General features: G+C 70.8%; 13 protein-coding genes. 10 read left to right on the forward strand and 3 right to left on the reverse strand.

Going from position 1 to position 12,512, the window contains the following annotated elements:
- Nucleotides 1–32: 32 nt before the first annotated feature.
- Genes AC07NG_RS13680 through AC07NG_RS13710 form a run of 7 tightly spaced genes read left to right on the forward strand, consistent with a single transcriptional unit; the run spans nucleotide 33 to nucleotide 5,642 of the window.
- Nucleotides 33–767, forward strand: coding sequence for a hypothetical protein (locus AC07NG_RS13680; protein ID WP_487290793.1), 735 nt, complete (start codon nucleotides 33–35; stop codon nucleotides 765–767).
- Nucleotides 768–788: 21 nt separating this feature from the next.
- Nucleotides 789–1,346 carry a hypothetical protein gene (locus tag AC07NG_RS13685; RefSeq protein WP_487290792.1) on the forward strand — a complete coding sequence of 186 codons (558 nt, stop codon included), beginning with the start codon at nucleotides 789–791 and terminating at the stop codon, nucleotides 1,344–1,346.
- Nucleotides 1,343–2,443 carry a hypothetical protein gene (locus tag AC07NG_RS13690; RefSeq protein ID WP_494594564.1) on the forward strand — a complete coding sequence of 367 codons (1,101 nt, stop codon included), beginning with the start codon at nucleotides 1,343–1,345 and terminating at the stop codon, nucleotides 2,441–2,443. The genes AC07NG_RS13685 and AC07NG_RS13690 overlap by 4 nt, the downstream gene beginning before the upstream one ends.
- A complete protein-coding gene (locus AC07NG_RS13695) occupies nucleotides 2,443–3,099 on the forward strand; it encodes a hypothetical protein (RefSeq protein ID WP_487290790.1) in 657 nt (218 codons plus the stop codon). The genes AC07NG_RS13690 and AC07NG_RS13695 overlap by 1 nt, the downstream gene beginning before the upstream one ends.
- Entirely contained in the window at nucleotides 3,096–4,352 is a 1,257-nt protein-coding gene (locus tag AC07NG_RS13700; protein WP_494594566.1) for a hypothetical protein, read from the forward strand. The genes AC07NG_RS13695 and AC07NG_RS13700 overlap by 4 nt, the downstream gene beginning before the upstream one ends.
- A gap of 1 nt (nucleotide 4,353) precedes the next feature.
- On the forward strand, nucleotides 4,354–4,995 hold the full coding sequence (locus AC07NG_RS13705) for a hypothetical protein (protein WP_487290788.1): 642 nt from the start codon (nucleotides 4,354–4,356) through the stop codon (nucleotides 4,993–4,995).
- A gap of 56 nt (nucleotides 4,996–5,051) precedes the next feature.
- Entirely contained in the window at nucleotides 5,052–5,642 is a 591-nt protein-coding gene (locus AC07NG_RS13710) for a hypothetical protein (protein WP_492857270.1), read from the forward strand.
- A 3-nt stretch (nucleotides 5,643–5,645) separates the two neighbouring features.
- Here AC07NG_RS13710 and AC07NG_RS13715 read toward each other — a convergent pair whose 3' ends face one another.
- From AC07NG_RS13715 to AC07NG_RS13725, 3 genes are all read right to left on the reverse strand, one after another.
- Entirely contained in the window at nucleotides 5,646–7,088 is a 1,443-nt protein-coding gene (locus AC07NG_RS13715; protein ID WP_487290786.1) for an amino acid permease, read from the reverse strand.
- Nucleotides 7,089–7,174: 86 nt separating this feature from the next.
- Nucleotides 7,175–8,383, reverse strand: a complete 1,209-nt coding sequence (locus tag AC07NG_RS13720; RefSeq protein WP_494594569.1) for a M24 family metallopeptidase — start codon at nucleotides 8,381–8,383, stop codon at nucleotides 7,175–7,177.
- Nucleotides 8,380–9,645, reverse strand: a complete 1,266-nt coding sequence (locus AC07NG_RS13725) for an NAD(P)/FAD-dependent oxidoreductase (RefSeq protein ID WP_494594570.1) — start codon at nucleotides 9,643–9,645, stop codon at nucleotides 8,380–8,382. The genes AC07NG_RS13720 and AC07NG_RS13725 overlap by 4 nt, the downstream gene beginning before the upstream one ends.
- 66 nt (nucleotides 9,646–9,711) lie before the next feature.
- Between AC07NG_RS13725 and AC07NG_RS13730 the strand changes: the two genes are divergently transcribed.
- The 3 genes from AC07NG_RS13730 (at nucleotide 9,712) to AC07NG_RS13740 (ending at nucleotide 12,510) form a co-directional block, all read left to right on the forward strand.
- Nucleotides 9,712–10,629 (forward strand): dihydrodipicolinate synthase family protein, encoded by a 918-nt coding sequence (locus tag AC07NG_RS13730; protein WP_487290783.1) that lies wholly within the window; start codon nucleotides 9,712–9,714, stop codon nucleotides 10,627–10,629.
- A 144-nt stretch (nucleotides 10,630–10,773) separates the two neighbouring features.
- On the forward strand, nucleotides 10,774–11,772 hold the full coding sequence (locus AC07NG_RS13735; RefSeq protein WP_494594572.1) for a 4-hydroxyproline epimerase: 999 nt from the start codon (nucleotides 10,774–10,776) through the stop codon (nucleotides 11,770–11,772).
- 96 nt (nucleotides 11,773–11,868) lie between these two features.
- A complete protein-coding gene (locus AC07NG_RS13740) occupies nucleotides 11,869–12,510 on the forward strand; it encodes a GntR family transcriptional regulator (RefSeq protein ID WP_110119035.1) in 642 nt (213 codons plus the stop codon).
- Nucleotides 12,511–12,512: the final 2 nt, after the last annotated feature.

Here is a 12,512-nt window from a genome sequence, read left to right on the forward strand (position 1 = left end):
GAGACGTCATGCCGTCGATCGGAAGAGAGCTGTTGAACGTCCCCATGGGGGACATGATCCGCCAGATGGCCTTCGCCATCGCCGAAGGCCAGATGAAGCTCGACGCCAACAGCATCGAGGTGGCCGAGATGATGGGCGGCCTGCAGGTCGTCACCGACGACGAAGGCAACCAGACCTTCGACGACAGCCGGATCTTCTTCGGCTACGACCTGATGACCGTCCAGCAGGCCGAGGCCTTCATCGCCACCGATGACGCGATCTCCGGCGGCAATATCGACGCCCTGTCCAAGGTCATCGCCAACCAGAAGAAGAACGCCCAGGACAACGGCGAGAGCCTCGACACCACCCTGATCCGGGTGCCGACCCGGCTGTCGATGCTGGAGCTGGGCTTCTCGCCCACCTTCTACCAGTTCGTCGACACGATCATTGAGGTGAAGATCGCCATCAAGTTCACCTACACCCGCGAGACCACCCGCTCGTCGCGCGACACCAACCAGACCAACACCAAGAGCAACAGCTTCTCGTTCAAGCTGTTCCGCGGCAAGTTCGGCTCCAGCAACACCACCCAGGTCTCGACCAGCCAGGTCGACGCCTCCTACTCGGCCAAGTACAGCTACACCGCCGAGGGCTCGAGCCTGCTGCGCACCAAGCTGGTGCCGATCCCGCCCCCGGCCATCCTGGAAGAGCGGATCCGTCGTCAGCTGGACGAGGAGATCGAGCGCCGCAAACGCCTGCTCGACAAGTCGCTGGCCGAAAACAAGAACTAAACCCCGGACGGAGAACGTCCCATGAGCGTGGGTCAAGAACTGCTCGCCGTCCCCTTCCCGGAGATGGTCCAGCGCCTGGGCGTGGGCATAGCCACCGCCCAACTGCAACTCGACCTCGTGTCGCTGCGCATCGCCCGGCTGATGGCCGGCTACGACGAGGACGCGGACGAGGAGAAGGAAGGCGACGGCGCCAAGTCGAAGACCTATCTGGTCAAGTTCGGCGACGGCCAGGAATACAGCCTGCTGGAGCTCGGCTTCACGCCGACCTTCTACCAGTTCGTCGATACGGTGATCGAGCTGAAGATGTCGATCTCGTTCAAGTCCGAGACCGAGATCAAGCGCAGCAGCAGCAACACCTCGGTCAAGGCCGGGGGGCTGTGGACGCCGTTCGGCGGCGGCGGGGCGGTCAGCGCCAGCAGCGTCAGCGCCAGCTATGCGGCCAAGTACCAGTACAGCGCCGAGGGCTCGAGCCTGATGCGCACCAAGCTGGTGCCGATCCCGCCTCCGGCCCTGTTCGAGGAGCGCGTGCGCGGCCTGATCGAGCAGCGGCGCGCGGCCGAACAAGAAGGCTCCGGATGAGCGATCCGCCCTGGAAGGACGCCCTGCGCCGCGCCAAGGCGCCGTCCCCGGCCGCGCCGACCCGCGCGGCCGCGCCCCGGTCTGCGTCGAGGTCTGCATCGACAGGCTCTCGCGGCGCCGATCCCTCGACCCTGTCGCCGAACCTGGCGCGGCTGATGGCCGAACGGCAGGCGCTGGAGTCGCGGATGTCCCAGCTGACCGGCCAGGGCGGCCTGGGCGATCCGCGCTACGCCGTCACGCCGCTGGACCGCCGTCGCGCCGAGCTCGACCGCTGGGGCGCGGGGCGCGACGCCGCCCGCGGCGCCGCCGGCCCGCGCCCGCCCTCGCATCCGCCCGCCCTGCCCCCGGCCCTGCGCGGCACGGCCGCAGACGCCCTGCGCGCGACGCCGGGCGAAGGCGTCCGCGGGACCCCGGGCGAACAGGTGCGGCCAACGCCCGGCGGCCTGCCGCCCGACCTGCGCCGGTTCACGCCTTCGGACGTGTTCGAACGCGCCCCCGCCCCGCCGCGCGAGGCGCCGTGGGAACGTCCGCCTGGGGCCGCCCGCGAAGCCCCCTGGGAACGCCTGGCCTCACGCCGCGAGGCCGATCCGCTGGCCGAGCCCTCGCGGCGGTTGGCATCGCTGGGCCAGGCAGGACGCGGCCTGCGCGACGCCGGCAGGGCCCTGACCGGTCCCGACGAGCGCCCACGTCCCACGGCCGCCGCCAGCGACCCGCTCGACCGCCGCCTGGCCAAGGCCCGCGACATGGTCAGCCGGGGCCGCAAGGCCTACGCCGCCGCCGAACGCGCCCTCGACGGCGCCCGCGACGCCATCCCCAAGGACTGGGTCGAAAAGGCGCGCGAGAAGATCCCGGGCCTCGGTCGCGCCGACCCCTATGTCCGCGAGACCGCGCGCAAGCTGGCCGTCGGCGCCGGCACGGTGAGCGAATATGTCGACTATGCCGAGAAGGCCGACCGCATGCGCGAGATGGCCAGCGACGTGCGCGAGTTGAAGGAGGCCGACGAGGCCCGCGACGACGCCCGCCGCGACCGCGCCCTGGAAAAGCTGAAGGCCAAGCGCGCCGAAGGATCCCGCGACAGTTCCGAGGGAGGCGACTGATGACGACCGAAAGCCGCTTCGTCGGCAATTCGATCGAGGAACTGCTGGTCGCCCTGGCCGAGGGCGTGCGCGAGGCCCAGCTGGCCCTGAACGCCGGCCCGCGCGTCGACGCCTCCGGCGCCCCGCTCGGCGGCTACCAGCTGCCGTTCCTCGACTTCTCGATCAAGGTCGACATGCAGACCAAGGCCGACGCCGGCGGCCGGCCGGTGGCCCTGCTGTTCACCGCCCGCGACCAGAGCTCCAGCAACCAGCAGGTCAGCAGCACGATCAGCGGCCGGCTGGTGGCTACCCCGCCCGGCGAGGGCCTGCCGACGCCGCGCATCGCCTTCGTCGTCGGCCAGAACATCGGCGGCAAGGCGACCCTGTCGATCACCGTCGCCAACAGCGCCGGCGAGGTGCTGGCCGACCAGCCCGTCGAGCTCAACATCGACGACGAGGCCGGCGCCACCCTGTCGGCCGCGCGCGGCGCGGCCAACTACAAGCGTCAGGCCGGCACGCGCCTCGATCAGGCCCTGCTGCGCACCGACGCCTCGGGCAAGGCCGCGACCACCCTGTCGATCGCCGCCAAGGAGCCGGCCCGCGCCGTCGTCGTGGTCGTCGCCTCGATCGGCGCGTTCAATGCGCGGGCCGTCGTCGGTCTGGAGGAAGTGGGATGAGCACGGCCTTCACCTGGAGCGCCAGGCTGACCGACGCCGACGGCAAGCCGGCCGTCGGAGCGAGCCTGGACGTCCAGCTGTTCGACCTGAAGACCAACGCCTGGGCCGCCGTCTCCAGCGCCAAGACCGACGCCGACGGCCTGGCCCGGGGAACCGGCGCGATCGCCGACGACACCCTGCCCTTCGCCCCGGCCTTCCGGCTGGTCGAGGGGACGGCGGCGATGTCGGTCAGCCCCGAGTTCGGGCGCGCCGCGCGCGGCGGCGGCCTGACCATCGACTTTGGCCAGGTGCGCCGCCTGGCGGTCGAGGAAAAGGTAGTGGCCCGCACCACGGTCGCGGCCCGGGTGCTGCGCGCCGGGACGGTGATCACGCCCGTCGGCGGCGTCATCGCCACCGACAGTCCCGCCGCCCGGGATGTCGCCGACCGCGACAAGCAACTGGCCGACAAGGACGCCGAGATCGCCACCCTGCGCTCGGCCAAGGTCGACGTCGCCGCCGTCCGCGCCCAGGCGGCCGAGGAGACCACCAAGACCTTCACCGCCCGGCTCGTCCAGCGCGACCAGGATCTGGCCGATCGCGACCGCCAGCTGGCCGACCGCTCGCGCATCGTCACCGAGCAACAGAGCGAGATCACCCGCCTGCGCGGCGTGGTCGCCACCCAGGAGACGGCGGCGACCCAGGCGGCCGCCGCCGCCGCTGCAGCCCAGGCCGCGGCCGCCGCGCGCCCCGCGACGCCAGGACGCCTGGGCGCCGACGCCACGGGGGCGGCCGCCACGACGCCGCTGAGGCTGCGCAGCGTCGCCGTCACCGATCTGGCCACCACCATGGCCACCCAGCTGGACGACGCCCAGATCACCCTGAAGCCGCGCGGCTTCTCGCTGGGCGCCATCCAGGTCAACGCCAAGGTCCTGCTGCAGGACGCCGGCGCGGTGCAGCTGATCGACGCCGACACCGCCCGGGACCTCAAGCAGGACGTGCTCAGCGACGTCAAATTCCAGTTCATCCCCGAAAAACCGGCCGACGCGAGCGACGGCCCGCGCGCGCCCGACGTGCTGCAACTGACCGAAAGCGCCGCCCGGCGGGTGCTGACCTCGGTCGGCCTGGTGCTGGAAGCCAGCGTCGGCCCCCACGCGCTCAATCCGGCCGTCGCCCCCGGCCAGGCCATGGTGCAGTCGCCCACGGCCGGCTCGGTCATCGCCCGCGGGGCGCGGGTGATGGTGATCTTCGCCGCCGCCGACGAACAGGGAGCCTGACATGGCCCAGGACGCCTCCGAACTGCTCAGCGAAAGCCTGGCGACGCCGCTCGGCGAAGTGATCGCCGCCGTCGGGCGCGGGGTGGCCGAGGCCCAGGCGGCGCTCGACCAGGGATCGCTCAACGCCAGCCTGGCCATCTACGAGGCCGACGGCGACGAGGGCCTGGAGATGCTGCGCTCGATCGGCTACCAGCCCACCTTCTACGTCCTGCCCGAGACCACCTGCGAGGTGCAGGTCTCGATGCGGATCGGCGGCACGGGCGGCGCCGACGGCAGCGCCGGAACGACCGGCCGCGGCGGCGCCATCGGCCAGGCCCGCACCTATGTCACCCCGGTCGATGCGGCCTTCCAGCAGCGCTACGGCTTCCAGGCCAGCGGCGCGGCCAAGCTGACCTTCAAGATCGTGCCGGTGCCGGCCCCGGCCGCCCTCGACGACGCCGCGCCGATGCCCGAGGTGCGGGGCCTGACCGGCGCCGACGCCGTCGCCTTGATGGCGACCCGGGGACTGGCCGCCGAGTTCGTCGACGCCAAGGGCCAGGCGGTCGCCACCGCCGACGCCGCCAAGCTGACGGTCAAGACCCAGGACGCCCCGCCCCGCGCCCTGGTGCGCACCACCAATGCGGTGATCCTGGGCCTGGGCTGACACCCTTGATTGAAGCCAGCCTTGATTGAAGCCGGCGCGGCGGCCACCTTCGCGCCATGCTCAAGCTGACGCCCGTCCTGCAGATGAACCCCGGCCGCGCCTATGCCTGGGCGCCGGACTACGCCCCATACCAATGGGTGGATCTGACGGGACAGGTCACGGACGCCGACGTGGCCAACGCCGTGGCCGCTCTCGCCTGCTACGGCGACGAGCCCGAGGGCGAGACCCTGGAACACGTCCTGCGGTCGATGATGGCCAAGGAAAACAGGGTCGTGGCCGGCGGCCTGCGCGCCGAGCGCGACGGGGTGGTCATCGAACCCGGCTGCTGCTGCGGTCTGGAAAGCTGGCGGGAGTGGTTCGGCGTCAAGCCGGACGGAGACTCGCCCTGGCTGGGCCACGACCCCGACGCCTATGTCGAGTGCGCGACGGAGCGGGCGATCATCCACGCCGACGCCGCGCCGGACGCCGAGGCCATCGCCGTCGACTACGCCGAACTGTCGGCGGCCCGGATCGCCGCCGACGCGGCCTTCACCGGTTTCGTCCGCCGGCTTCAGGATTGGCTGGCCCGCCACGCGCCGGGCGCGGCGGGCTTCGCCGACTATTTCATCGAGCAGTTCGACGTCTCGCCGCCGCTCGACGACCGATAGGCCTCAGGGAACCTCGGCTTCCGTCAGCGGCGGCGCCTCGACGCCCTTGGCCAGCAGGCTCGTGCGCCGGCTGTAGAGCAGGTAGACGACCAGGCCGATGGCGTTCCAGCCGGCGAAGCGCAGCAGGGTGCCGACCGGCAGGCTGACCATGAAGTAGAGGCAGCCGACCACCGCCAGCGGCGCGACGATCCACACCGCCGGGCAGCGGAACAGGCGCGGCAGGTCCGGACGGGTCTTGCGCAGAACCATCACGCAGACGGCGACGCAGATGAAGGCCAGCAGGGTGCCGGCGTTCGACAGCTCGGCGATCTGGTCCAGCGGCAGGAAGCCGCCGACCAGGGCCACGACCACGCCGGTGATCAGGGTCAGGCGCACCGGCGCGTGGTTGGCGCTGAGCTTGCCCAGCGCCTTCGGCAGCAGGCCGTCGCGGGCCATGACGAAGAACACCCGGGTCTGGCCGTACATCATCACCAGGATGACGCTGGGCAGGGCCAGGATGGCGGCCACGGCGATGGCCACGGCGGCGACCGGGTGCTGCAGCGAGCGCAGGATGAAGGCCAGCGGCTCGCCCGACTTGGCGAACTCGGCATAGGGCCAGGCGCCGACGGCGCAGGCGGCGACGATCATGTAGATCACCGTGCAGATCAGCATCGAGCCGATGATGCCGATGGTCAGGTCGCGCTTGGGGTTCTTGACCTCCTCGGCCGAGGTCGAGACCGCGTCGAAGCCGAAGAAGGCGAAGAACACGATGGCGGCGGCCGCCATCACCCCGCGCGGATGGCCGCCCTCGGTGTGGGAGACGAAGCCGTAGGGCATGAAGGGGTGGAAGTTGGCGGCCTTGATCGCGCCGATGGTCAGGACCACGAACACGGCCAGGGCGATGATCTTGATGATCACCAGCACGATGTTGACCGTGGCGCTCTCGCGCGCGCCCTTGGCCAGCAGGGCCGTCACCGCCACGGTGATCAGCACCGCCGGCAGGTTGATGATCCCGCCCGCGTGCGGTCCGGCCAGCAGTTCGGGCGGCAGCATGATGCCGACGCTTTTCAGCAGGCCGACCATGTAGCCCGACCAGCCGACGGCCACGGCCGCGCAGGTGACGGCGTATTCGAGCACCAGGCTCCAGCCGACGATCCAGGCCAGACCCTCGCCCAGCACCGAATAGGCGTAGGTGTAGGCGCTGCCCGCCGCCGGGATCAGGGTGGCGACCTCGGCATAGGCCAGGGCGGCGAACACGCAGAGCACGCCGCAGGCGGCGAAGGCCAGGATCACCGCCGGCCCGGCGCGCTCGGCCCCGATGCCGGTCAGGGTGTAGATCCCCGTGCCGATGATGGCGCCGATGCCCAGCGCCAGAAGGTGCGGCCAGCTGAGCGTGGGCTTGAGCCTATGGCCCGCGTCCACCGCCACGATCGCGTCGAGCGCCTTGCGGCGCGTCCAGAAGCTCATTCGATCCCCCTTGAAGGAACTCCGCGCCGCACTCCTCCCGGCGCCGCGGAGACATTGGCCAAATCAGAACTCGAAGCGTCTCCCGATCAGGCCTTCAGGCCGAACGGGTCGTCGATTGACGGCGAAGGCGGCGTGAACCAGGCCGCGCCGTCCTCTGTGACGTGAAAATGATCTTCCAGGCGCACGCCGAAGCGGCCCGGAACGACGATCATCGGCTCGTTGGAGAAGCACATGCCCGGCGCCAGCGGCGTGGAATCGCCGCGCACCAGATAGGGCCCCTCGTGGATCGACAGGCCGATGCCGTGGCCGGTGCGGTGCGGCAGACCCGGCAGGGCGTAGTCGGGACCCAGGCCATGGCGCTCCAGCACCTGGCGGGCGACGGTGTCGATCACCTCGCACGGCAGGCCGGGCTTCACGGCGTCGAAGGCCGCGGCCTGGGCCTCGTGCTCGATCTCCCAGATCCGCCGATGCTCCGCGCTCGGCTCGCCGAACACGTAGGTGCGGGTGATGTCGGCCTGGTAGCCCTCGACCTGGCAGCCGGTGTCGATCAGCACCAGATCGCCCTGCGCCAGTTCCTGGTCGCCGGGCAGGCCGTGCGGATAGGCCGTGGCCTCGCCGAACTGCACCGCGCAGAAGGTCGAGCCGGTCGTGCCGGCCGCGCGATGGGCCTCGTCGATGAAGCGCTTGACCTCGCTGGCCTTGACGCCCGGCGCCAGCACCGCGCCCGCGCGGCGTTGAACGTCGAGGGTGATGGCCTTGGCGTAGCGCATCAAAGCCAGCTCGGCTGGCGACTTCACGCCCCGGCAGCCGTCGACCACCGCCGTGGCGTCCTTGACCGACAACGACGGCGCGGCCGTTTTCAGCGACGAATAGAGCAGGAACGGCGCGGCCGGATCGAGCGCCAGGGTGTCGACGCCGACGTCGGCCAGTGAACGGGCGACCAGGGCGGCGGGGCTTTCGTGCTCCTGCCACAGGCGGATCTCGACCTCGATCTTCAGGTCGGCCTGCAGCGAGCCCAGTTCGAAACCCGGGCAGATCATAAGCGGCGCGCCGCTGACCGGCAGCAGCAGGGCCACCAGCCGCTCGGTCGCGCCCCACGGCACGCCGGTGAAATAGCGCAGCGACGCGCCGGCCCCGATCAGCAGGGCGTCGGCGCCCAGCGCGCGGGTCAGCCCCCTCGCCTTCTCCAGCCGGGCCTCGTACTCGGCCGCCGTGATCGCCGGCGGTCGGCCGGCGCGCGGCGAAAGGTCGGCCAGTTCGGCGGCCATGGTCGAAACGCCCATGCCCAGGGTCATGCGGTAGTCCTCGTCTTGCCGCGCCCTGAGGCGAAGCGATCTATGTCGAAAGCGGAGAGATCCGGCGCCTGGCCGGCAATCAGCCTGGCCACGATCTCGCCGGTGGTCGCCGCCAGGGTCAGGCCCAGGTGCTGGTGCCCGAAGGTATAATAGAGATTGTCGGCCCGCGTGCTGGCGCCGATGGCGGGCAGATAGTCCGGCAGTGTCGGCCGCGCGCCGGACCACTGGGCGACCTGCCCGTGCAGCTTGATCCCCAGCGCGTCCAGGTGGCCGCGCAGGCGGTCCCACTTCATCGGATCGGGCGGCGAGCCCTCGCGGCAGAACTCGACGAAGCTGGCGGCCCGCAGGCGATCGCCGAAGCGGGTCAGGATCAACGAGCGGTCCTCGAACACCACCGGCGGCAGGCCGGTCCAGTCGCCCGCCCCGCCTTCCAGGTGATAGCCGCGCTCGGCGATGATCGGGGCCGCGTGGCCAAGGCTGCGCATCAGCGCGCCCGAACCGACGCCGCCGGTCACCAGGATCTGGCCGGCGGCGATGCGCTCGCCCCCCTCCAGCACGATCTGCGCGAACCGGCCGCTGGGCGCCAGACGCAAAACGCTGGCCGTCAGCCGCCGCCCGCCCGCCGCCTCGAACGCCTCGCCGAGCAGCTTCAGAACCTGGCCGGGATCGCTGACCTGGGCCGAGCCCTCGAATCGCGCCCCGCCCGCCAGGGGCGTGGAGACCTGCCGGCCCACGCGCCTCAGGGTCGGCTCGTCGAGGGGAGACAGTTTTGTCTGGCCGATGTCGGCCGCGCTCCAGGCGGCCATGCCCTTGCGGGCGGTCTCCTGGCTTTCCCAGACCACGACGTGGCCCTGCTCGATGACGAGATCGGGCCGCTCGACCGAGGCCGCCAGCCGCTTCCAGGCCGGCAGGGCGTCGGCCAGCAGGCCGCTCAGCGCGACCCGGCCGCGCGCCGCGCCGTCCGGCGTGCTCGCGCGGATATAGCGCGCCGCCCAAGGCATCCAGGCGGCGGCGTCGGCGAGTCGGAAATCCAGGGCCCCGCCCAGGGCGAACAGGCGCTTAGGAGCCGAGGCCAGGGCCGCCGGCGAGGCCAGCGGCTCGACCTGCTCCACCGCGATGTGACCGGCGTTTCCGTAAGAAGCCGGAGGCGGATCGCGCCGCGGATCGATCAGCAGCACATCCTCGCCCGCGCGCCGCAGAGCCAGCGCGCAGATCGTGCCCACGATCCCGCCTCCGATAACCGCCGTTCCTGCCGCCTTCATCGTCGGGCTTTACCCTCGCACTCAATATCGTATACGGTAGACAAATCAGCAGGAGGCGCAAGCACTATGAGTTCCATGCGTTGGTCGGGCGTGTTTCCCGCCGCTACCACTCAATTCAAGTCCGATCTCTCGATCGATTACGACGCCAGCCAACAGGTGCTGGATAACCTCGTCCGCGACGGCGTGCACGGCCTTGTCGTGCTGGGCACCTGCGGCGAGAACAACTCGCTGGAAGCCGACGAAAAGCGCAGCCTGCTCAAGGCCGCCGTCGAGGTCGTCGCCGGCCGCGTGCCGATCATCGTCGGCTGCTCGGAGCTGACGACGCCCCGCGCCGCCGCCTTCGCCAAGGACGCCGAGACCATCGGCGCCAACGCCCTGATGGCGCTGCCGGCCATGGTCTACGTGCCGACCGAAGCCGAGCTGGAAGCCCACTTCCGCACGGTCGCCCGGGCCTCCGGCCTGCCGATCATGCTCTACAACAACCCGCCGGCCTATCGCGCCGCCATCAGCCTGGGCGTGCTCGAGCGCCTGGCCGACGAGCCGACCGTCGTGGCGGTCAAGGAAAGCGCGCCCGACACCCGCCGCTTCACCGACCTGGCCCGCGCCTTCGGCGACCGCTTCATCCTGATGGCCGGCCTCGACGACGTCGCGCTGGAAGGCCTGCTGCTGGGCGCCAAGGGTTGGGTCTCCGGCCTGACCAGCGCCTTCCCGCAGGAATCGGTGGCCCTGGTCGCGGCCGTCGACGCCGGCGACCTGGACACCGCCCGCAGCATCTACCGCTGGTTCATGCCGCTGCTGCACCTCGACGCCGAGCACGACCTCGTCCAGTCGATCAAGCTGGCCGAGGAGATCATGGGCCGCGGTTCCGAGCGCGTGCGCATGCCCCGCCTGCCCCTGGCCGGCGCCCGCCGCGCCCAGGTCGTCGCCATGGTCGAGGAAGCCGCCGCCACCCGGCCGGTGCTTTCCAAGGCCGAAGCGGCCTGACGTAACTTGCGTGGTCCTCGCCCTTCGACGAGCTCAGGGTGAGGACCATTTTTCAGACCGAGCAGTAGAAAACCTCATCCTGAGCTTGTCGAAGGACGAGGTTTTCGCTCCCCTCCGGCGGGTCAGCTTCTAGAGATCAAGTCCATGCGTCACACGTTCTTCTGCATCGACGGCCACACCGCCGGTAATCCCGTGCGTCTGGTCGCCGGGGGCGCGCCGCTGCTTAGCGGCGCCAGCATGAGCGAACGCCGCCAGGACTTCCTCGCCCGCTTCGACTGGATCCGCACCGGCCTGATGTTCGAGCCGCGCGGCCACGACATGATGTCGGGCGGCTTCCTCTATCCGCCCACCCTGCCCGACTGCGACGCGGGCATCCTGTTCATCGAGACCAGCGGCTGCCTGCCCATGTGCGGCCACGGCACGATCGGCATGGTCACCTTCGCGCTGGAGAACGGCCTGGTCACCCCGCGCGAGCCGGGCAAGCTGCGTCTGGAGGTTCCGGCCGGCGTCATCGACATCGCCTATGAGACCGAGGGTCAGAAGGTCACGTCGGTGAAGATCCGCAACGTCGCCAGCTACCTGGCCGAGACCGGCGTCGAGATCGACGTCCCCGGCTTTGGCCCCTTGACCATCGACGTTTCCTACGGCGGCAACTTCTACGCCATCGTCGAACCGCAAGGCGCCTACAAAGGCGTCGACGCCCTGGGCGCGGCCGAGATCCTGCGCCTGAGCCCGATCATCCGCACCCTGGTGCGCGAGAAGGTCGAGCCGGTGCATCCGCTCGATCCCACCATCCGCGGCGTCAGCCACGTGCTGTGGGCCGACGCCCCGGCCAGCGACGGCGCCGACGGCCGCAACGCGGTGTTCTACGGCGACCGCGCCATCGACCGCAGCCCCTGCGGCACCGGCACCTCGGCCCGCCTGGCCCACCTGCACGCCAAGGGCCGCCTGAAGGTCGGCGACGCCTTCGTGCACGAAAGCTACATCAAGAGCCGCTTCATCGGCCGGGTGGAGGCCGAGACCACCCTGGGCGACCGCCAGGCGATCATTCCCTCGGTTCAGGGCTCGGCGATCGCAACAGGGTTCAACACCATCTGGATCGATCGCGCCGACCCGTTCTGGGCAGGATTCCAGGTCATTTGAAATGACCCAGGTTTAATCCGAGCCGCCTGATAATCTGATATAGGGAGGCCCTCTCGGCGCGGGGGGCGCCGACCCAGGGGTTATAGTTCGCAGCTCATGAGCATCGTCGTCCGCACCCTGTCCGACCAGACGTACGAGATCGTACGTCGACGTATTCTCACCGGCGCCATGCCGCCGGGCGCGGCCGTGCGGCAGGACACCATCGCCGGCGAGCTCGGCGTCTCCAAGATCCCGCTGCGCGAGGCGCTCAGCCGCCTGGAGCAGGACGGCCTGCTCAACTCCTACCCCAACCGCGGCTACGTGGTGCGGCCGGCCTCCACCGAGGAGGCCAGCGAGGTCTTCGCCCTGCGCCTGAAGCTGGAGCCGGGCGCCACCGCCGAAGCCTCCCGCAAGGCCGGTCCCGAGGACCACGTCCGCGCCGAGGCCGCGCTGGCCGCCCTGGAAACCGAGCTGGGCAAGCCCGACGGCGACCACGTGGCCTTCAACCACGCCTTCCACATGTCGCTGGTCCGCCCCGGCGGCCACATCACCAGCCAGCTGGTCGAGCGGCTGCAGATCCTGTCGGAGCGCTACGTGCGCATCCACCTGGAGCCCTTCGGCCGCGACGAGCGCGCCAGCCGCGAGCACCGCCAGATCCTCGAAGCCTGGAAGGCCGGCGACGCCGCCACCGTCGAGGCTGTGGTCGCCGAGCACATCCAAGGCACGCTCGACGACCTGCGCCAGCAGCTGGCGGCTTAAGG

The sequence above is a fragment of the Caulobacter sp. GW821-FHT10C03 genome (genome assembly GCF_059415485.1).

What these genes read in the sequence shown, in the direction of transcription:
- AC07NG_RS13685 (WP_487290792.1), top strand. Translation starts at nt 789, where the DNA reads ATGAGCGTGGGTCAAGAACTGCTCGCCGTCCCCTTCCCGGAGATGGTC.
- AC07NG_RS13690 (WP_494594564.1), top strand. Translation starts at nt 1,343, where the DNA reads ATGAGCGATCCGCCCTGGAAGGACGCCCTGCGCCGCGCCAAGGCGCCG.
- AC07NG_RS13695 (WP_487290790.1), top strand. Translation starts at nt 2,443, where the DNA reads ATGACGACCGAAAGCCGCTTCGTCGGCAATTCGATCGAGGAACTGCTG.
- AC07NG_RS13700 (WP_494594566.1), top strand. Translation starts at nt 3,096, where the DNA reads ATGAGCACGGCCTTCACCTGGAGCGCCAGGCTGACCGACGCCGACGGC.
- AC07NG_RS13705 (WP_487290788.1), top strand. Translation starts at nt 4,354, where the DNA reads ATGGCCCAGGACGCCTCCGAACTGCTCAGCGAAAGCCTGGCGACGCCG.
- AC07NG_RS13710 (WP_492857270.1), top strand. Translation starts at nt 5,052, where the DNA reads ATGCTCAAGCTGACGCCCGTCCTGCAGATGAACCCCGGCCGCGCCTAT.
- AC07NG_RS13715 (WP_487290786.1), bottom strand. Translation starts at nt 7,088, where the DNA reads ATGAGCTTCTGGACGCGCCGCAAGGCGCTCGACGCGATCGTGGCGGTG.
- AC07NG_RS13720 (WP_494594569.1), bottom strand. Translation starts at nt 8,383, where the DNA reads ATGACCCTGGGCATGGGCGTTTCGACCATGGCCGCCGAACTGGCCGAC.
- AC07NG_RS13725 (WP_494594570.1), bottom strand. Translation starts at nt 9,645, where the DNA reads ATGAAGGCGGCAGGAACGGCGGTTATCGGAGGCGGGATCGTGGGCACG.
- AC07NG_RS13730 (WP_487290783.1), top strand. Translation starts at nt 9,712, where the DNA reads ATGAGTTCCATGCGTTGGTCGGGCGTGTTTCCCGCCGCTACCACTCAA.
- AC07NG_RS13735 (WP_494594572.1), top strand. Translation starts at nt 10,774, where the DNA reads ATGCGTCACACGTTCTTCTGCATCGACGGCCACACCGCCGGTAATCCC.
- AC07NG_RS13740 (WP_110119035.1), top strand. Translation starts at nt 11,869, where the DNA reads ATGAGCATCGTCGTCCGCACCCTGTCCGACCAGACGTACGAGATCGTA.